This window comes from Erythrobacter sp. SCSIO 43205, assembly GCF_019904235.1.
In the GTDB taxonomy this organism is placed as follows: Bacteria; Pseudomonadota; Alphaproteobacteria; order Sphingomonadales; family Sphingomonadaceae; genus Erythrobacter.
Genome location: NZ_CP063202.1, coordinates 3142156 through 3161895, shown reverse-complemented (window position 1 = coordinate 3161895; position 19740 = coordinate 3142156). Strand labels below are relative to the sequence as shown.

The window sequence follows — 19740 nt, the reverse complement described above, 5'->3', positions numbered from 1 at the left end:
CATTGCGAACGGATGAGGGACAACAGGGGGAGTGTGTGAAAAAGTTATTCATTCTCGCAGCGCTGGCGGCGCTCGTGGCGGCCTATTTCCATTTCGATCTGGGCCAATACCTCACGATTGAGGGTATCAAGGGCGTCGTTGACGATGTGCAGGGCTTTTATGCCGAGCACCAGATCGCGGTGCTTGCGGGCTTTTTCGTCATCTATGTTGCAGTGACTGCCGCATCGCTACCGGGCGCCGCTATTATGACGCTGGCCGCGGGCGCGTTATTCGGGCTCGTTCTGGGCACGGTGATCGTATCCTTTGCCTCCACCATTGGAGCAACGCTCGCCTTCCTCTCCTCGCGCTTTGTGCTGCGCGACACGATTGAGGGGCGTTTTGGTGATCGACTAAAAACCATAAACGATGGGCTGGAGCGCGACGGCGCGTTCTACCTTTTTACCCTGCGCATGATTCCGGCGATCCCGTTTTTCGTGATCAACCTTGTGATGGGGCTGACGCGGATAAAGACATGGACCTTCGTATGGGTCAGTCAGATCGGGATGCTGCTTGGTACGATTGTTTATGTGAATGCGGGCACACAATTGGCGCAGATCGAGAGCACATCAGGCCTTCTTTCACCTGCGCTCATTGGCAGCTTTGTCCTTCTCGCCATCGTGCCGTGGATCGCCAAGGGGATCGTCGGGTTTATCCAGGCCCGCAAGGTCTACAAAGGCTATACCAAGCCCAAGTCCTACGACCGCAATATGATCGTTATAGGCGCGGGCGCGGCGGGGCTTGTCTCTGCGATCATCGGCTCGACTGTCAAAGCCAAGGTCACTTTGGTTGAGAGCCACAAGATGGGAGGCGATTGCCTCAACTTTGGCTGCGTACCGTCCAAGGCGCTGATCAAGGCGTCCAAGGTTGCTGCCCAAATGCGCCACGCCGATAAATACGGGATCGAACCGCACGAGCCGACCGTGCCCTTCAAAAAGACCATCGCGCGGGTGATGGCGGCGATCAAGAAAATCGAGCCGATGGACAGCCCCGAGCGTTTTGAGAACATGGGCGTTGATGTGCAACTCGGCTATGCGACGATCATTGACCCGTGGACGGTTGAAATTGCGCGCAGCGACGGGACCACCATTCGCCAGACCACGCGCTCCATCATCATTGCAGCGGGTGCCGCGCCCTTTGTGCCACCGATTGAGGGGCTTGAGGGTTCAGGCTATCTCACCTCCGATACGATGTGGGATGCCTTTGCGACGATGGAACAACCCCCTTCGCGCGTCGTAATCCTTGGCGGTGGGCCTATCGGCTGCGAGATTTCGCAGGCGCTGTCGCGGCTTGGCTCGAAGGTCACGCAAATCGAGCGCGGTGACCAGATCATGGGGCGCGAGGACCCTGAAGTGGCGGCTCTCGCCAAAGCCACTCTGGAAGACGCAGGCGTTACCGTCCTCACCGGCCACAATGCGGTGCGCGTCGAGGGCGGGGTGGTTTACGCAGAGCATGATGGCGGCGTGGCCGAAGTGCCTTGCGACACGCTGATCGTGGCGGTGGGCCGCGCGGCAAGGCTCACCGGATACGGGCTTGAAGAGCTCGGCGTCGACACCTCCAAAACCGTCAACACCGATGAATTCCTCGGCACCAAATTCCCCAATATCTACGCTTGCGGCGATGTTGCAGGGCCGTTCCAATTTACCCACGTCGCCTCGCATCAAGCGTGGTATGCGAGCGTCAATGCGCTCTTTGGGATGTTTAAGCGCTTCAAGGCGGACTATTCGGTGATCCCCGCGGTGACCTTCCTCGACCCCGAAATCGCCCGCGTTGGCATGAATGAGGTAGAGGCGAAGAGCCAAGGCATCGAATACGAGGTCACGAAATACGAGCTAGACGAAAGCGACCGCGCGATTGCCGAGAACGAGACAAAGGGCTTTGTGAAGGTGCTCACCAAACCGGGCAAAGACACCATCCTTGGCGCGACGATCGTGGGGTATCATGCGGGCGAAATGCTGGCGGAATACACGCTGGCGATGAAGCACAAGCTTGGGCTTGATGCGATCATCGGGACGATCCACCCCTATCCCACGATGTCTGAGGCAAACAAGTTTGCGGCCGGTGAATGGAAGAAGGTAAGGAAACCTGAGAAACTGCTCGCGCTGGTGGAGAAATTCCACGATTGGCGACGGGGCTGAGGGGCACGCCTAGGTGGAGCTTTTCGACCAATTTCGTGGCATTTTCGGCATCGCTTTGCTGGTCGCTATCGCTTGGGGGATCAGCGAGGACCGTGGCTCGCGGCCAAGCCTTCGATGGATCGCAGGCGCGTTGGGCTTGCAATTGGCGCTGGCGCTATTGATCGTGCGCGTGCCCTTCGTGTGGGATGTTATTACTCTCGCCAATGAAGGGGTCGCAGCCATCGAGCGCGCGACGCTGGCGGGCTCGTCCTATATGTTCGGTTATCTCGGCGGCGCTGACCTGCCGTTCGCGGTGAAGGAGGGTGCCGATGCCCCGCTGATCATCGCTTTCCAAATCCTGCCCTTGGTGATCGTCTTCTCCGCGCTCGCCGCGCTATTATGGCATTGGGGTGTGCTTAGGTGGTTGGTAATCGGCCTGTCATTCCTGCTGCGCAAAAGCCTCAATGTCAGCGGCGTTGTCGGCTTGTCAGGAGGGGCGAATATGTTCCTTGGCGTTGTCGAAAGCCCGCTGGTGGTGCGTGCCTATTTTGCGAAGATGAGCCGCGCTGAATTGTTTCAGGTCATGGTGCTGGCGATGGCGACGATTTCGGGCGCGATCCTTATCCTGTACGCCACCACCTTGCGCGAGAGCGTGCCCGATGCGGTGGGGCATATGATCTCCGCATCGCTCGTCTCACTCCCCGCCGCGCTGCTGATTGCAAAGCTCATGGTGCCGGGCAATGCAGGCGACGCGGAAACGCAAGCAGACGACAGCGAGGAGGGGCTCAAATATGAGTCCTCCATCGACGCCGTGGTCAAGGGCACGATGGACGGGATGCAGCTGTTCCTCGCGGTCATCGCGATCATCATCGTTGTCTTCGCCCTGGTTGCGCTGACCGATCAGATCCTTGCGGTGCTGCCCTTTATCGAGGGCGAGCCGATCACCTTGAAGCGCATTTTCGGCTGGATTTTCGCGCCTTTCATGTGGGCCATCGGCGTGCCTTGGGCGGAGGCTCAGGCAGCGGGCGGCCTCATGGGTACTAAGGCCATCCTCAACGAATATGTCGCTTATCTGGAGCTTGCCGCGCTCCCCGAAGGCACCTTGTCAGAGCGCAGCCTGCTTATCGTCACTTATGCGCTGTGCGGGGTTGCGAACCTCGCATCCGTTGGTTTGCTCGTTTCCACCATCGGCACGCTTTGCCCTGAACGCCGCGCCGAAGCGGCGGGGCTTGGTATGAAAAGCTGGATTGCAGGCAATATCGCGACGGCCATGACGGGCGCTTGGATTGGGCTGGTTACGTGGTAGTTTCGCGCAATGTTTGATGCCAGATTGCGCCCGCTGATCGACCCGCCGTTGAACGCGGTTGGAGCGCGGATCGCGCGGCTTGGGGTCAGTGCCAATATGCTCACCTTTGCCGGGCTGTTCCTGGGGCTGGGCGGCGCAGCGGCGATAGCTTCGGGTGAGATTGGCTGGAGCCTTGCTCTGATCGTCGCAAACCGCCTGCTGGATGGGCTCGATGGAGCGGTTGCGCGGGCCACAAAGCCAACCCTCCTGGGCGGCTATTTCGACATTGTTGCAGACTTCGCATTCTATGTCTCCGTGCCCTTGGGCTTCGGCGTTTTAACGAGCGCAAACACCCTTCCAGCGCTCGTCCTTGTCGCGAGTTTCGTGCTGACTGGCGTGAGTTTCCTCGCCTTTGCCGTGGTCGCCGCCGAGCGCGGCGATGAGACGCAGGCACACGGAAAGAAGAGCTTCTTCTACTCCACAGGCTTGGCAGAGGGCGGCGAAACCATCGCGGTTTTCGTAGCTATGTGCCTATTCCCGGCGTATTTTGCTGTAATCGCCTACGCCTACGCCGCACTGTGCGTCCTGACGGTGTTTCAGCGAAGCGCGCTCGCAATCGCGACGTTCAAATAGGACCTAGCGCTGCCCGATTTGCGTGGCGACTTTTTCGCGCAAGGTCGCAATGCGCGCAGCGTTTGCGCCAAGATCGGATTGCCCCACGCGGCTGACCGAACGGAAGTCAATTTCAGCCTCGCCAATGCGCGCAACAACGTCGTCCTTAAACCCAAACCAGAAAGTCTCCGCGACCCCTTCGACCCGGCCTTCTTCGGCGTTCTGGCGGATGTCGGTAAAGCCCATTGAGCCCATTGCTGCGGCAACAGCGGCGACCGCATCGGCGCGGCTTGCCCCACCTAGGGGGAGCGGCGAAAGCTCTGGATAGGTGTCATTGATGATCTGCGCATGGCTCAAGATCGCAAGCTCTGGCGGCGCGCCTTTGAACATCTCGATTTCACTCAGCGGCTTTTGATAATCGTTCACCGGATTGGCGCCAGCCGCTTCGCGCTCTGCCAAAACCTCGGCTGAGAACATGGGCGGGTTGGCGGTATCGGTGGCGATGTCGTGGATGGGATTGCCGTCGGCCTTGGACGCTGCGGTCAGGCCGAATAGAACAAAGGCAACCGGCACAATCATGCCAAGGATCCCTACACCCATCACCATTTTGCTGCGCGGGCGTTTTACCCCATCGGTTTTTTCCGCTTTGCGCCCGGACCAATTGATGAGCCCGATGATCACAACGATAAGCGCCACCACGAAGGCAATGCCAAGCACGAATGGACCGCCGGTAAATGTCATCCCGACAAGCCCGGTCATCCATCCCCACAATCCGACTTTAGTGCCAAGGGCTGCGACAATGAAATAGAACGGGACGAACGCGGTAAGTGCGAGCGAAAGCTTTGTGTACCATGCGAGTGTTTTCATAAGCCAATCGTTTAGCGCGCGTCCCATCAAAGGCAATGGCATTCGTTTGGATGCAGTCGCTCAACCGCAATTTGTGAGGCGTAAAGCGATTGCGGAAAATCTTTTGCAAATCAGCAGGGAACCACGCCGCCACAGAGCCGTTATGTAGTCGGTGATCAAAGGTAAGTGAGGGTGCAGCTGGCCTTCATCGACCGTTGAACCCGGGTGAGAAATACTTTATCTCTTGCTCCGTGGGATACATCTCGGAAGGGCTGAGCCGGTTGCGCCGGTGCGGGTCTTCTCGAATAAAAGGGAAAATACCTATGCGTAAGATTGTTATGGGCGCGGCCCTTGTGCCCGCTGTTCTGGCACTGGCTGCCTGTGGTGGCAAACAGCCCGAAGCAGAAGCGCCAGCAACGGAAGAAATGGCAGAAGAAACCGCCGCAGAAGAGCCGGCTGAAGAGCCCGCTGCCGATGTCGCTTTTGCTGATCTGACTGGCGATGCTGCTGCTGGTGAAACCGTGTTCGCCCAGTGCCGCACCTGCCACCTTGTTGAAGAAGGCAAAAATGGCGTTGGTCCATCGCTCTATGGCATTGTGGGCCGCGAAGCTGGCTCAATTGAAGGCTTTAACTATTCAGAAGCCAACGCAAACAGCGGTGTCACTTGGACGCCTGAAGTGTTGTTTGAATATCTCGAAGCGCCGCGTGAATTCATGCCAGGCACCCGCATGGCATTTCCGGGCCTCAAAAACCCACAAGACCGCGCTGACGTGATCGCATATCTTGATGCGACCGACGAATAAGTCGAAAGCTGCATAAGTTAGCAGGAACACCGGGCTTCATCGCCCGGTGAACAAGAAAAAGGCCCCGTTGGAAAACCAGCGGGGCCTTTTTCTTATAGCTTTCGTCTGTGGGTCTAAGCCGCGATCCGACCTCTTGCCAATTCGCACATCGACCAGATTTCACTGAGCGCATTAATCAGGCGGGTTATATCGCCGCTGTCGTGCACGGGCGATGGGGTGAGGCGCAGGCGCTCTGTCCCGACGGGCACCGTGGGATAGTTGATCGGCTGCACATAGATGCCGTGATTGTCCATCAGCCAGTCGCTGATCATCTTGCACTTGGCCGCATCGCCGACCATCACCGGGATGATGTGACTGGGATTGGGCAGGTGCGGAATGTTCATCATGTCCAGCTGGCGGCGCACTTCGGCAACGCGCTCTTTCTGGAGGTCGCGCTCGTGGCTGCTCTCTTTCAGGTGCCGGATACTCGCCGCAGCGCCCGCAGCGACCGCTGGGGGAAGGGCGGTTGAGAAGATGAAGCCGCTGGCAAAGCTGCGCACGAAATCAACCAGATCGCGGCTGGCGGCGATATATCCACCCATGACGCCGAACGCCTTGCCAAGCGTGCCTTCGATGACGGTGATGCGGTCCATCAGTCCTTCTTGCTCAGCCACGCCGCCACCGCGCGGGCCGTAGAGGCCAACTGCGTGCACTTCGTCGATATAGCTCATCGCGCCGTGCTTTTCACACACGTCGAGGATGTCGGCGATGGGTGCGATATCGCCGTCCATCGAATAAACGCTTTCAAACGCGACGAGCTTGGGCGTGTCGGCGGGATATTCAGAAAGCAGACGGTCGAGGTCTTCGACATCATTGTGCTTCCAGATCTTGTAAGGCGCGCGGCTGTGACGGATGCCTTCGATCATGCTCGCATGGTTCAGCGCATCGGAGAACACGACACAGCCCGGAATTTTGCTCGCAAGCGTGCCAAGCCCGGCCCAGTTCGAGACATAGCCGCTGGTGAACAAAAGCGCGCTTTCCTTGCCATGAAGGTCGGCAAGCTCGGCTTCCAATTCAACGTGATAGTGGTTGGTGCCCGAGATATTGCGCGTGCCCCCTGCGCCTGCGCCGCATTCGTCGAGCACTGAGTGCATCGCCTCGATCACCTTGGGGTGCTGACCCATGCCTAGGTAGTCGTTGGAGCACCACACGGTCACCGCCTGCGTCGTTTGCTCTTGGTCGTCTTCGATAAAGCGGGTCGCATGCGGAAACTTGCCGCAGTGCCGCTTGATATCGGTGAAGACGCGGTAACGCCCTTCCTCGCGAACGCCGTCCAGCTGCTCGGCGAAAAATGCATCAAAATCCATGGGTGCCCCCTGCTCTTTCGTGTGTTTTGTTTTAAGCGTCATGCAGGATCGCTCCTGCCTTTAAAAGCCCAGCCCCACAGCATCCCGTCGCGAAACGGCAGGGCCAAGAATAGATGTTCAAGTGCGCCAAGAAGGCACAAGGCGGTGAGAAGGCTTGCCCCCACCATTTCGGGGCTACCCGCAGGCGCTGTCATGGCTAGCGAAGCAAACCAAGCAGCAAGCGCAATGATCGCGGCGATGGATAGAGCGAGCACAAAGGTCATGCGATTGCGCCCGAAATAGCTTTTAAGATACCCCAAATGCTGCGGCATCATTTCAACGGATGAATTGGGCACGCCGATGAAGAGGTTGATCTTTGACGAGAGGCGAAGCGCGAACATCAGCACAAACACCGTCGCTCCGATCTGATTGGGCGCATTCCACGAGAGTGAGATCAGCATGAGCGCGGTCAGCGCGAGAGCGATTTCATGGTGCATCACAGTGGCGCTAGCCTGAGTAAACCGCTCAAACCCGCGCACCCCAAGGCTTTGTACCTCGCGACGCGGGCCCGCCGAGGCGCCTGTGAGAAAGCCGATTTCATGCCAGCCCCAGACCATCAACGCGCCTGTAAAGGCAAGGTAGATCGCGCCAAGCGAAACGCTGGCCGAAGCGAAAAGGATAGCGATGAGCCCGGCAACACCCACTACGCCGCCCACGGCAACGCTGCGCCGAAATGCGCCGCGCGCGCGGGGTTCGCCTCCGGCATTCGCGAAAAACGCGATGAGGCCAGTGGCCATAAACCAGATGACCAGCGTCACGATGAACGGGACAATATGGCCGCTCCAACTCACCATGCAGGATGAAGCCTGATTTTGGTGGGCAGCTCATTGGTTTTGGGCTGCATGAAGTACATCCGGGCAAAGTTGAACCCTGCGCCCGCCATGCCGCTCACGCGCTTGACGAGGCCGCCAAGACCACCTTGCGCCTTGCCATCCTCAATACGGATTGCAGCTTGGCGAAGCGCCTCCATCGCCGCGCGAAACTTGGGATTGTCGATGTCGAGCTCGACCGGATAGACCTGCCGCGCGATTGTGTTGCACACTTTGAAGACCTCGTAATCATACTCGGTCGGGTCAACGCCGAGCGCCTTGTGGAAGACGGGCCGCGCATGGTCGCGCACATACATGGTGGCATAAACCGAGAGGAGGAAAAACCGGATCCACAGCTTGTTATGACCTTTCAAAAGGTCCGGGTCCGCGTGCATCAACATCGCAAACGCTTCACCATGGCGAAACTCGTCATTGCACCATTCCTCGAACCAGTCGAAGATTGGGTGAAATTTGTTTTCCGGGTGCTTTTCCAAGTGCCGATAGATCGTGATATAGCGCGCATATCCAATCTTTTCAGAGAGATAAACCGCGTACCAGATGAATTTCGGGCGGAAATAGGTGTATTTCTTCGTTTTGGTGAGAAAGCCCAAATCGACGCCGATGCCAGCATCTTTGAGGCTTTCATTGATAAAACCAGCGTGCCGGCTTTCATCGCGTGCGAGCAGTTTGAAAAGCTGCTTCACGTCCGGGTTCTTGGTTCGCTTGGCGATCTCTGCGTAAAGCACGCAGCCTGAAAATTCGCTCGTCATCGAGCTTACCAGAAAATCGGTAAATTCAGCCCGCAGTTCCGGCTCCAACGCCTCAATCACACCGGCAAAGTCACCCTTGTGGCGAAAGTGAGTCTTGTTGGGATCGCCAACCATATCGGCGATAAGCTGGTCCCATTCCTCGCGCACGAGGCTTACGTCAATCGCATCCAGCGCGTCAAAATCGGTGGTGTAGAAGCGCGGGGTCAGCACTGTGTCCTTGGTGGCCAGAGCCATCGCTTCTTCGCTGGTCATCATTTTGTGGCCGTGAGCGTGATTGGGGTCAGCTTTGAGCTGAGCGTGAGCGTTCATTTGATCCTCCCGGCGTTGAAACTAACCTCGTAGAGCTCGGCAAGGTCGAAATAGGCACCGACCCGCGTGAGGGCGCGCCTGATCGGGCCCGCCCGGGTGATTGTCGCCTTGCGCTCGAATACCTGGCGAGAGCCAAATGGGATGGATATGGGCGCGCCGTGCACACGCACCTTGTCGCCTGCTTCCATCAGGACGCTTGTCGGCAATTCGACATGGGCATGAAAATGCTCAGAGCTTTGCTCGACCGTAATCGTGCAGGGCGCATCGAAGACGCGCGCATCGGGCGGGGTGAACCCGGCCAGAAGTGGCGAGCTTGTGTCAGTCGATCCCGTGACTGCCCTCTGAACCGCAATGCTGGCCATTATCCCGGCTCCTTGATCAGGAAGTTTGCAAAAGTCTGGCGATTGCCTTCGCCAAAGGAGTGCAATTCGACGCTTTTTTGCGTGGTCGGGTCGAGCAGGGTCAGCATCCCATTGTCCCACGCGATGAGCTCAAAAGGCACTTCGCGGCCAATTCCATTGACTCGGCGTTGATAGGCAAAGCCGCGCACGCTTGTTCGCACAAAGCCGCCTGTCCCCACCCCAAAGCGAGCGATTTCTTCGCCCGATTGCGCATCCTCGACCCGAACCGAGCCATCGGCCTCATCGTAGAAATAGAGTGAGCGCGAGGCTGTCATCTGTGTGCCTGCTTGCTCGCGCGCTTCGCTTGGGATGGCCTGCCGTTCGAAAAAGCCAAGCGTGACGGCCGTGGTCAGAGCAAGGCTGATCGTGATAATGCCGCCCATCAGCATGATCGGCACGCGGTGGACGGTGATCTCTTCCTTCTCATATTCGCGAACAATCATGCTCTGGCCCCTTCCAATGCGCCCGCATCAGGGCCGGTGTTGGTACCCGTATCGGCGTGTGCGACGCTCGCTTCATTGATTTGGATCAAATTTTGCTCAAGCGGCGCGTGCATTGCGCAAGTCTTTGCCAGAAGCGCGGCGAGGGCTTTTGCCTCAGGCACGGCGCGCAGCATCGGCTGCGGGCTGGCAAAACGCCACGGGCGGGCATGAGGCCACAGCAGGGCATAGCCAAGCAAACGCTCGCCCGCGAGGGTAAGGGCGATGTCGCCAAACCCATGCCCTCGCTCGCGCAGATTGGCCGATTGGACGTGCTTCAAGGGCAGGTTGACCCGTGTCTCAATCGCCATGCCGATGCGCAGGATCAGCCGTGTGTCAGTCAGAATATAAAGCGTCGTCCGAGCGCTGATGGCGGCAAGACCATAAAGGATCGCCACCGCCATAACGCCAAGCCCCGCACACACAACCGCCGTCGTTACATTGCCCAAAGCCGCTGAAATCGCGACGAGCAGGGCAAAGTAGCCTCCCACTTTGTAAGTGTGGAACGCGGTTCTTGCCAATAGCGCCCGGTCAGGCCGCCCTTTCCACAAGATTGCCTCTTGCGGCTGGGGCGTGCCCATCGGATCGCCATGCGCGCGCGGGCCTTGCGTCTCAAGCTCCTGCGCTTCCCTTGACAGGGCGCGCGCAGGTGCGCTCGATGATGCCTCACGCACTGATGAAGCGGAGTGTGTGTTGGGTTTGGTGGTTAGATCCATGGCTCAGAACGCTCCGGCAGGGCGTAGGTATAGCCGCCGCCATAATAGGCCTGGATCTTGTCCTCTTCCAGGCGGGTGATCTGACCAGCGGTCTTCACAGTGGGAACGCTGTCAAACTGGTCAGCGCGGATCGCTTCGATGTCGATCAGCTCTACTTGGTCATCGACAATCGGCATCAGGCCTCCCAGCCAGCTTTTGCCCTGCACAGCGCAGAACGGCATGGGAGCCAGAACCTTCTTGCCCGAATTGGTGGTCACTTCGAGATAGCGGATGATGTGCTCCGACTGGTCAACCCAGACATCGCTCACCACGCCCGCTTTCTTCTTGTCAGCGGCATAGACCGGCAGACCAACGGGATTGCGATCCATCGCGGCAATTTCCATCGCGTGAACAGCATTTGCAATCGGCACGATGCGTGGGTGGCCTTCATAAGTGAGGTCGGGATAATCCTCGCGCATGGCAAAGGCTGCGGTGCCCATGCCATCGGCCATCGCATCACCGGTTGGCTCCCACGGAGCGCCGGCTGCGCCAAAGGTTTGCTTGCCCGGAATATTCCCGACTTTTGAAAGCTCATCGCGCGGCACGTCTTCTGGAACATAGGTGCCGCGCCCGTGTGGCAGGTGGAAGGTTTTCTTGCCGCCGTCAGACAGCGGAACTCCGCGATCAATGATGCCCGATTGCTCATGTTCAAGCGGATAGCCTTCGCGGCGGCTTTCCCGGTTGAGATAAATCACCAACCCCACGAAAAATATGAAGAACAAGATGAAGGTGAGCTCGGCTACGTCGAAAAGCCCGGCAATATATACGTTACCCATGGTACGTTCCTTTGGTCATAATCAAGGGCCCCTGCAGTGAGCCCTTTCGGCTTTTGGACCGCTCTATCCCGAGCAAGCGGTTCATGTTGGGAACTCCTGCAGACCAAAGGGTTGGTCTGATTTGTTCCGTGTTTCGATGGAGGAGATGCGAGTGCGCCCGACAAGCGGGCCAATCGCGGCGAGCCCTGCAATAAGCAGCAGGATTTCAATGATATAAACGGCTGCGTAGCCACTTGCGCGCGTAGCGATGGTGGCGCTCGCATCGGCGGCTGCGATCCAGGCGATGAAATCGCGAAGCGCTCCGCCAAGGGCAATCCCGCCGCCTGCGCACGTTGCCTGCACCGCGCCCCATGCGCCAAGCGCAAGCCCTGCGGTTTCGGATTTTGCGAGCGCCATCGCTTCGATAAGGGTGCCAACCGAGAAGAGCCCAAGGCCCAGCCCGATGAGAAGCGCGCCTGCATAGAGCATGGCGGCAGAACCAAAGGGCCCTGCAAACAGGACGAGAAGGAAAGCGTTGACCCCGATTACAAGGCCAAGCCCTGCAAGGCGAAGCGGGTCAGCGCCAAGCGTCATGCGGCGACCCGAATAGATAAAACCGATCAGCGCACCCAGCGCCCATGCGCCGGTAAGCCCGGTGGTCGCGCCCACGGAAAGGCCCAGGATTTCCCCGCCAAACGGCTCAAGCAGCGCGTCCTGCATTGCGAAGCCCGCAGCGCCAATGCCGATGGCGGTCAAGAGGCGTGCATTGCGGCCATCGCGCACGAAGTCGTTCCAAAGCTCGCTGAAGCTTGGCGCATCAGGGTCCGCTTTGGTGCGTTCAGGCGCACGTGCCTCTTGCTTCCACAAGGCCACAAGGTTGAGCACCATGGTGAGAAGTGCAGCGCCCTGTATCACTTGCACGAGGCGCGTGGGGCTAAAGTCGATAAGCAGCCCGCCAATGACGAAAGCGGCGAGCATCATCCCGACCAGCAACATAACGTAGAGGAGCGCGACGGCGCGCGGGCGTTTGTCCTCAGGCGCGAGGTCGGTCGCGAGCGCGAGGCCTGCGGTTTGCGTCACGTGGAAGCCAAGCCCGGTGAGCAAGAATGCCACTGCCGCTGCCACAAGGCCGATCTCGAAACGCCCTTCAAGCTCAAGCAAAAGCAGCGCGAAAGGCATGATCGCAAGCCCGCCGAACTGCATCATGGTGCCAAACCAGATGTACGGCACGCGCCTCCAGCCAAGGGCCGAGACATGACGGTCAGACTTATGCCCGATAAGCGCGCGGAACGGGGCAACCAGCATGGGCACCGCAATCAGCGTCGCGATCAGCCATGTGGGCGTGCCAAGTTCCACCACCATGACGCGGTTCAATGTGCCGCTCAGCAAGACCATCGCCATCCCGACGCTCACCTGAAACAGCGACAAGCGCAGCAGCCGCGACAAAGGCAGCTCCTTGCTCGCCGCATCGGCAAACGGCATCAAATCCGCGATCATGCGGGCAAATTGATAGGAAGGGCGCTGGCGCTGGCTCATGGGTTTCGCACTAACTCCCCAGTCCTGACCAATTCCAGGGCCTGGCTTTTGTAGAAACCGCTTGAGATGCGCTGGGTGCGCCCGATGCTCCATCCTTCAAGGCGTTGAAGGCGTTTGCGAAGGTCATCTTCAGCCACGGGTACGATCGCGGGTGAACGATCGCTCTTTGGAAAGACCTTGCCGACCGTGTGCATCGCGCCAAGCAGGGCTGTGTGAGGGGCGAAAGTGAAGAGGATCGAACCGCTCGTGCGCGTGGAAAGCTCTTCCAATGCGTCGACGAGATTGTCGGGCGAATAGTGGATGAGCGAATCCATCGCGACCACATGGGCGAAATGCCCGTGTTCAGGATCGAGCATATCGCCTGCGCGCCAACGCACTTTGCCATGGCCGCAGAAACCTGTGGCGCGGCTTTTGGCGACTTCGACGAGCCCGCCTGCGACATCAACAGCGGTCACATCTGCGCCAAGGCACGCGGCTTCGAGTGCCAGCGCGCCCGTGCCGCAGCCTGCATCAAGCACCCGCGTGCGGCGCAGGTCGGTGGGAAGCCAGCTCACCAAAGTCCGCCGCATCTCATCGCGTCCTGCGCGCACCGTGGCGCGAATTCCGCTGACTTTTGCATCAGAGGTGAGATCGATCCACGCCTGCTTGGCGGTGCTGTCGAAATAGGTCGCCAAAGCTTCCCGGCGAGCGGTGTAGGGCGCATCAAGGCGCTGAGGTGCGTGTGTCGCCATCACTCAAACCCCAGAAAGTCAAAGATGTCGCGGTCCTTCATCGGCTCAGCCGAGGTCGGCTCAACGCCTGCCCAAAGCATGGCTGCGAGCCGCAAATACTCGTTCTGAGCCTCGATCACCTCAGGGCTGTCGGGCATTTCAAACAGCGTGCATTTCTTGAGGCGCGAGCGGCGAATTTCATCGACATCGCGGAAGTGTGCGAGCCGCTGCATACCGATCTGGTCGCAGAAACGATCGATCTCGTCCGTCTCGCGGCTACGATTGGCGATAACGCCGGCAAGGCGCACGTCGTAATTCTTTGATTTTGCCCCAATCGCCGCAACGATGCGGTTCATTGCAAAGATGCTGTCAAAATCATTCGCTGCGACCACAACCGCGCGCTCTGCGTGCTGCAAAGGCGCGGCAAAACCGCCGCACACAACATCGCCCAGCACATCAAAGATCACCACATCGGTGTCTTCGAGCAAGTGGTGCTGCTTCAAGAGCTTCACCGTCTGCCCCACGACATAACCGCCGCAGCCCGTGCCAGCCGGAGGGCCACCTGCCTCGACGCACATGACGCCATTATAGCCTTCGAACATATAGTCTTCGGGCCGCAATTCCTCGGAGTGAAATTCGACCGTCTCAAGCACGTCGATCACCGTCGGCATCAGCTTTTTGGTCAGCGTGAACGTGCTGTCATGCTTGGGATCGCAGCCGATTTGCAGGACGCGGTGGCCAAGCTTTGAGAAAGCCGCCGAAAGGTTCGAGGAGGTAGTCGATTTCCCGATCCCGCCTTTTCCATAAACGGCAAAAACCTTCGCGCCCTTGATCTGGTCACGCGGGTCCATCTGGACCTGAACAGAGCCCTCGCCATCGGGGCGATTGAAGCCTTGTTTGGGTGTGTGAAGATTCATGAGTTCGCCTCGATCCCTTAATTTTCCGCCACAAAGACGCCTTCGAGGCGGTCTTCGAGCTCGTCATTGGCCGTACGGAGCGCTTCCAATGTCGCTTCATCAGGCTCCCACAATTGCCGGTCGCACGCTTCCAAAAGGCGGCCTGCAACGCGCGCGCTTGCCTTTGGATTGAGCGTCGCCAAGCGCCGGCGCATTTCTTCATCGAGCACAAATGTCTCGGAGATTTTTTGATAGACCCACGGCTGGACCTGGCCCGTTGTGGCGGACCAGCCGAAGGTTGAATTCACATGGCCTTCGATCGCGCGCACGCCTTCAAAACCATGTTCAAGCATCCCCTCAAACCACTTGGGGTTGAGCGTGCGTGTGCGCGCCTCAAGGTCGATTTGCTCCGAGAGCGTGCGCACCTTGGGCTTCCCGCGTGTCGCATCAAGGATGTAGACGGGCGCGTCCTTACCCTTGGCCTTCGAAACCGAGCGGCTCACACCGCCTAGCCCGTCGACATATTGGTCAACATCGTTGATGCCCAGTTCCACGCTTTCGAGGTTCTGATAGGTGAAATCGACGTCGGCAAGGTGGCTTTGCAGGAGGGCGCGCTGCTGCACAGGCTTGCCGCCAACCCCGTAGGCAAAGCCTTTGTTGACCTCGAACGCATTGGCGAGTTCGTCCGGGTCCGCCCAAACGCCGCCTTCGATCATCTGATTGACGTTCGCGCCATAGGCTCCTTCGGCGTTAGAAAAAACGCGAAGCGCGGCGGTTTCGATGTCGCAACCATGCGCCTCTTGCTGCGCGAGCGAGTGCTTGCGCACGAAATTCTGATCAAGCGGCTCATCCGCCTGTGAGGCCAGAAGAGCTGCTTCTGCCAGCATCCGTGTTTGCAGGGGCAAAAGGTCGCGGAAGATGCCCGAGAGGGTCATCACAACATCGATGCGCGGCCGGCCTAATTCCTCGAGTGGGATCAACTCGGCGCCTGCTAGACGCCCATAGGAATCGCGACGCGGCCGCGCTCCGAGGAGGGTCATTGCTTGCGCAATCTGAACCCCTTCGGTTTTCATATTGTCAGTGCCCCACAGCACCATGGCGATGCTTTGCGGGAAGGGCTCGCCGCTTGCCACATGGCGCGCGATGAGCTTTTCGGCCTGATCTTCGCCTTGCATACAGGCGTAGGCAGAAGGGATGCGGAAGGGGTCGAAGCCGTGGATATTGCGGCCCGTTGGAAGCACCTCAGGGTTTGCGACAATATCGCCGCCGGGTGCTGGCTGGACGTATCCGCCGTCGAGTGCGTGAATGAGTGCACCGAGTTCGTCGCAGGCGTCGATCTTGGCGCTGAGCGCCTCGCGGTCGCCGTCTTCTGCGGCTTCCATCATCGCATCAAGCATATCCTCGCGTTGTTCGCCCACCGGGTTGCTGCCCAGCACATGGAGGCCATGCGGAATGAGAGTTTGCTCAAGCTCGTAAAGGCGACCCGAAAGATCGCCAATATCCCCCATTTCGATGTCGAGCGCCTCGCACTGATCGGCGATCAATTGCGCGAGGTCTTCGCGCTCCGCTTCATCCGCGCCCATGCGCCAGCGCTCAACGCTGGCCTTGAGTTCGGCCAAGTCCTTGTAGAGCCCGGCTTGTGCAAGCGGCGGGGTCATATAGCTTATGAGCGTTGCCGCAGACCGGCGCTTGGCCAGCATTCCTTCAGAAGGGTTGTTCGCCGCATAGAGATAGAAGTTGGGAAGATCGCCGATCAGGCGTTCAGGCCAGCAGCGCCCGCTCATGCCTGCTTGCTTGCCGGGCATGAATTCCAGCGCGCCGTGGGTGCCGAAATGCAGGACCGAGTGAGCGCCAAAGTCCTCGCGGATCCAGCGGTAGAAGGCGCTGAAGGCATGGGTCGGAGCAAAACCGCCTTCGAACAGGAGGCGCATGGGATCGCCTTCGTATCCGAACGCAGGCTGCACGCCGACGAAGACATTGCCGAAATGCGCGCCGTAGATGTGGATGTTGGAGCCGTCGGATTGCGCTTTTCCGGGTGCAGGGCCCCAAGCAGCTTCGATTTCGGCAAGATGCGTCTCGCGCCGCACGTGCTCGTCGGCGGGCACGCGCGCTGCGACGTTTGCGTCTGAGCCAAAGCGGTCCGCATTGCCTTTAAGGATCGCGTCCTGAAGCGCTTCGAGGCTTTCGGGCACCTCGACATCGTAACCCTCGGCATCGAGGCGCTTGAGCGTCGCATAGAGCGATTGGAACACAGAGAGAAACGCCGCAGACCCGGTTGCGCCCGCATTGGGTGGGAAGTTGAACAGCACCACTGCCAACTTGCGGGTGGCTCGCTCTTCGCGACGAAGCGCGATGATCTTGGCAACGCGGGCCGCCAAAGCCTCTGCGCGTTCAGGACAGCTTTGCATCGGGCGAACGTGCTCCGAAACGGTGCGCTCGCAGTGGCGGTCACATCCATTGCACACGCTTCCCGCTTCACCAAAGCGTCCGCCGAAAACGCTGGGCGCGGTGGACCCGTCAAGTTCTGGAAGCGCAACCATCATGGTCTGCTCAAGGGGCAAGAGCCCTTGCTCGCGTTTTTGCCAATCCTCAATCGACTGAAACTCAATCGCGTGCGCAGCGATATAGGGCAGGTCCATTTCGCCCAGCACCTGGCGCGCGGCTTCGTTGTCGTTGTAGGCAGGGCCGCCGACGAGGCTGAAGCCGGTGAGGTTTACAATCGCATCGACGGTGGGTTTGCCGCGCTCGACAAAGAATTTTTCAATTGCAGGACGCGCGTCGAGCCCGCTTGCAAATACGGGCACGACCTTAAGGCCAGCGGCCTCGAATGCTGCAATCGCGCCGTCGTAATGCCCCGCATCGCGGCCAAGCAGATAGGAGCGCAGGAGCACGAGGCCCACAGTCCCATTCTTACCGCCGCTGTCGTGGGAGCGCGCTTTGGGAAGGATGCGGAGACTTTCGGAAATCCGCTGCTCAGCGCCGGGGTGATAGACACCCGTCTCGGGGTATTCGATTGGAGCCTCAGCGTGCGTTTCGCCCCGGCGATCCTCGCGCTCTCCGGCTGCATATCGATCGATCAGAGCGCGCACCATGGCGATGACGTTCTCGTCCGAACCCGAAAGCCAATATTGCAGGGTGAGGAAATAGGCGCGCACATCCTGCGCTGTGCCGGGAATGAATTTGAGGATCTTTGGAAGACGCCGCAGCATCTTCATCTGCCCTGCACCAGAGCTTGCGCCTTTTTTCGGCGAGCCGCGCAGTTTTTTGAGGAGCGCCAATGGCCCCTTGGCGGGCGCATCCATGCGGTAGCCGCCCATGCGCGTGAGCTTCACGATCTCGCCTGCGGACATGAGGCACACCATCGCATCGCATTCTTCGCGCCGCGCTTCGAGCGATGGCAGGATGGCGCGCATATGATCGTCGAGGAAGATCATCGTGGTGATGACGATATGCGCCTCGGCGATGGCCTCTTCGCATTTTGCAAGCTCGGCGGGGTCCGCGCCCCATTCGGATGCTGCGTGGAGCGTTAGGCAGATATTGTCGCGAGAAAGCTGTGCATTGGCGCGTTCGACAGCGCCTTTCAAATGATTGTCGAGCGTGACGATCACCACATTGACCGGCGCTTTTGCGCGGGCAGCAGAGGCGTTTGCCTTACCGTGCATAATGCGCCTTCGCATCGTAAAGTGTCTCTAGATCGATCTCGCCCCTGCCAAATTCAGCAGCGAAGGCTTCCGTGTTGCGCTTGGCTTTGCCGCGCACGAAGAAGGGGATTTTCTTAAGCTCGCGTGAGGCCTCGTAAGTCCATGCCGGGCTGTCGAGTTCGGTCACCTCGGGCTCGGGCACTACCTCATCCTCCTGAGCCATTGGAGTCTTATGCGCCGTGCCTAAAGAAGAAGGACTGGGTGCGTGCGCCGCATGGTGCGAGGCGCCTGCCTCGTCGGAGAACTCAAAGTCCTCGCGGAACATGGTGAGAAGGTGCTCTTCCAAGCCCATCACCAGCGGGTGGACCCAAGTGTCGAAAATGACATTCGCGCCTTCAAAACCCATTTGGGGGCTGTGGCGCGCAGGGAAATCCTGCACGTGAACGGGCGCAGAGATCACAGCGCAAGGGATGCCCAAACGCTTGGCAATATGCCGCTCCATCTGCGTTCCCAAAACCATTTCAGGCGCGGCCTTGGCGATGGCTTCTTCGACCTCCAAGTGGTCGTCGGTGATCAGCGGCTCGACCCCGTGGTCCTTCGCCGCCTCGCGCACGTCGCGGGCAAATTCGCGATTGTAGCAACCAAGCCCGCAGACCTCGAAGCCAAGCTCATCGCGGGCAATGCGCGCGGCGGCCACCGCGTGGGTCGCATCGCCAAAGATGAAGACGCGCTTGCCGGTGAGGTAAGTCGAATCGACGCTGCGGCTCCACCACGGGAGCCGGGAATTGGTGTCGCCGAGGGCAGGCGTGGGATCTGCACCCACCAGCTCGGCGACTTCGGATATGAATGCACGAGTGCTACTCACTCCGAATGGGATTGAGCGGATGCGTGGCTGCTTGAACGTGCGTTCGAGCCAGCGGGCCGCCTCATCTGCGATTTCTGGGTAAAGGACGATGTTGAAGTCGGCATTGCCAATGCGCGCTATGTCGGAGGGCCGCGCATTGAGAGGCGCGACGAGGTTCACTTCAACGTCCAATTGTTCAAGGATTTTGCGGACCTCGATAAGGTCATCGCGGTGCCGGAAGCCGAGGGCCGTGGGCCCGAGGATGTTCGCGCGCGCCTTGCGGCCTTCGCGCGGCTGCGGCGTCACACTTTGATCGGCGAGATGGCGCACGATCTGGTAAAAGGTCTCTGCCGCACCCCAGTTTTCCTTGCGCTGATAGCTAGGCAGTTCCAGTGGAATTGCAGGGCAGGGGAGGTCCATCGCGTCTGTGAGGCCGCCCGGATCATCTTGAATAAGCTCTGCGGTGCACGACGCGCCCACGATGATCGCCTCAGGCTTGAAGCGCTCGATCGCGTCCATTGCGGCGTCTTGGAAAAGCTGCGCTGTATCTTTGCCAAGGTCGCGCGCTTCAAAAGTCGTGTAGGTCACCGGCGGGCGTGACCCACGCCGCTCAATCATGGTGAAGAGCAGGTCCGCATAGGTGTCACCCTGCGGCGCGTGCAGGACGTAGTGCAGCCCCTTCATCGCGGTGGCGACACGCATCGCGCCGACATGGGGCGGGCCTTCATATGTCCAGACCGAAAGCTGCATT

Annotated in this window: 17 protein-coding genes; 4 read left to right on the top strand and 13 right to left on the bottom strand. The window is 59.4% G+C overall.

The window, feature by feature from the left end; translation table 11 throughout:
* Positions 1–35 precede the first annotated feature (35 nt).
* Genes INR77_RS14910 through INR77_RS14900 form a run of 3 tightly spaced genes read left to right on the top strand, consistent with a single transcriptional unit; the run spans position 36 to position 4071 of the window.
* Complete coding sequence (locus tag INR77_RS14910; RefSeq protein ID WP_223071788.1) at positions 36–2174, top strand: FAD-dependent oxidoreductase; 2139 nt, start codon at positions 36–38, stop codon at positions 2172–2174.
* Positions 2175–2187: 13 nt separating this feature from the next.
* On the top strand, positions 2188–3459 hold the full coding sequence (locus tag INR77_RS14905; protein WP_223071787.1) for a NupC/NupG family nucleoside CNT transporter: 1272 nt from the start codon (positions 2188–2190) through the stop codon (positions 3457–3459).
* A gap of 9 nt (positions 3460–3468) precedes the next feature.
* On the top strand, positions 3469–4071 hold the full coding sequence (locus INR77_RS14900) for a CDP-alcohol phosphatidyltransferase family protein (protein WP_223071786.1): 603 nt from the start codon (positions 3469–3471) through the stop codon (positions 4069–4071).
* A gap of 3 nt (positions 4072–4074) precedes the next feature.
* Here the strand turns inward: INR77_RS14900 and INR77_RS14895 are convergent, their stop codons facing one another.
* Positions 4075–4917, bottom strand: coding sequence for a DUF1499 domain-containing protein (locus INR77_RS14895; protein ID WP_223071785.1), 843 nt, complete (start codon positions 4915–4917; stop codon positions 4075–4077).
* Positions 4918–5219: 302 nt separating this feature from the next.
* Between INR77_RS14895 and INR77_RS14890 the strand changes: the two genes are divergently transcribed.
* Positions 5220–5699, top strand: a complete 480-nt coding sequence (locus tag INR77_RS14890) for a cytochrome c family protein (RefSeq protein WP_255573816.1) — start codon at positions 5220–5222, stop codon at positions 5697–5699.
* A 113-nt stretch (positions 5700–5812) separates the two neighbouring features.
* Here INR77_RS14890 and hemA read toward each other — a convergent pair whose 3' ends face one another.
* From hemA to bchB, 12 genes are all read right to left on the bottom strand, one after another.
* On the bottom strand, positions 5813–7045 hold the full coding sequence (hemA, locus tag INR77_RS14885; RefSeq protein ID WP_223071784.1) for a 5-aminolevulinate synthase: 1233 nt from the start codon (positions 7043–7045) through the stop codon (positions 5813–5815).
* Between the two features lie 38 nt (positions 7046–7083).
* Complete coding sequence (gene puhE / locus INR77_RS14880; protein WP_223071783.1) at positions 7084–7878, bottom strand: putative photosynthetic complex assembly protein PuhE; 795 nt, start codon at positions 7876–7878, stop codon at positions 7084–7086.
* Positions 7872–8918 (bottom strand): magnesium-protoporphyrin IX monomethyl ester (oxidative) cyclase, encoded by a 1047-nt coding sequence (gene acsF, locus INR77_RS14875; protein ID WP_223073601.1) that lies wholly within the window; start codon positions 8916–8918, stop codon positions 7872–7874. The genes puhE and acsF overlap by 7 nt, the downstream gene beginning before the upstream one ends.
* A gap of 50 nt (positions 8919–8968) precedes the next feature.
* On the bottom strand, positions 8969–9334 hold the full coding sequence (locus INR77_RS14870) for a hypothetical protein (RefSeq protein WP_255573815.1): 366 nt from the start codon (positions 9332–9334) through the stop codon (positions 8969–8971).
* Positions 9334–9816 (bottom strand): photosynthetic complex assembly protein PuhC, encoded by a 483-nt coding sequence (puhC, locus tag INR77_RS14865; RefSeq protein WP_223071782.1) that lies wholly within the window; start codon positions 9814–9816, stop codon positions 9334–9336. The genes INR77_RS14870 and puhC overlap by 1 nt, the downstream gene beginning before the upstream one ends.
* Positions 9813–10568 (bottom strand): photosynthetic complex putative assembly protein PuhB, encoded by a 756-nt coding sequence (puhB, locus tag INR77_RS14860; RefSeq protein WP_223071781.1) that lies wholly within the window; start codon positions 10566–10568, stop codon positions 9813–9815. Before puhB ends, puhC begins: the two co-directional genes overlap by 4 nt.
* Positions 10559–11383, bottom strand: a complete 825-nt coding sequence (gene puhA, locus INR77_RS14855) for a photosynthetic reaction center subunit H (RefSeq protein ID WP_223071780.1) — start codon at positions 11381–11383, stop codon at positions 10559–10561. Before puhA ends, puhB begins: the two co-directional genes overlap by 10 nt.
* Positions 11384–11464: 81 nt before the next feature.
* Positions 11465–12898 (bottom strand): MFS transporter, encoded by a 1434-nt coding sequence (locus INR77_RS14850; RefSeq protein WP_255573814.1) that lies wholly within the window; start codon positions 12896–12898, stop codon positions 11465–11467.
* The gene (gene bchM / locus INR77_RS14845; protein WP_223071779.1) at positions 12895–13629 is read right to left on the bottom strand and encodes a magnesium protoporphyrin IX methyltransferase; all 735 of its coding nucleotides are present in this window, start codon (positions 13627–13629) and stop codon (positions 12895–12897) included. The genes INR77_RS14850 and bchM overlap by 4 nt, the downstream gene beginning before the upstream one ends.
* Positions 13629–14525 carry a ferredoxin:protochlorophyllide reductase (ATP-dependent) iron-sulfur ATP-binding protein gene (gene bchL, locus INR77_RS14840; RefSeq protein WP_223071778.1) on the bottom strand — a complete coding sequence of 299 codons (897 nt, stop codon included), beginning with the start codon at positions 14523–14525 and terminating at the stop codon, positions 13629–13631. Before bchL ends, bchM begins: the two co-directional genes overlap by 1 nt.
* A gap of 17 nt (positions 14526–14542) precedes the next feature.
* Positions 14543–18166 carry a magnesium chelatase subunit H gene (locus tag INR77_RS14835; protein WP_255573813.1) on the bottom strand — a complete coding sequence of 1208 codons (3624 nt, stop codon included), beginning with the start codon at positions 18164–18166 and terminating at the stop codon, positions 14543–14545.
* Positions 18156–19739 carry a ferredoxin:protochlorophyllide reductase (ATP-dependent) subunit B gene (bchB, locus tag INR77_RS14830; protein WP_223071776.1) on the bottom strand — a complete coding sequence of 528 codons (1584 nt, stop codon included), beginning with the start codon at positions 19737–19739 and terminating at the stop codon, positions 18156–18158. Before bchB ends, INR77_RS14835 begins: the two co-directional genes overlap by 11 nt.
* Position 19740 lies beyond the last annotated feature (1 nt).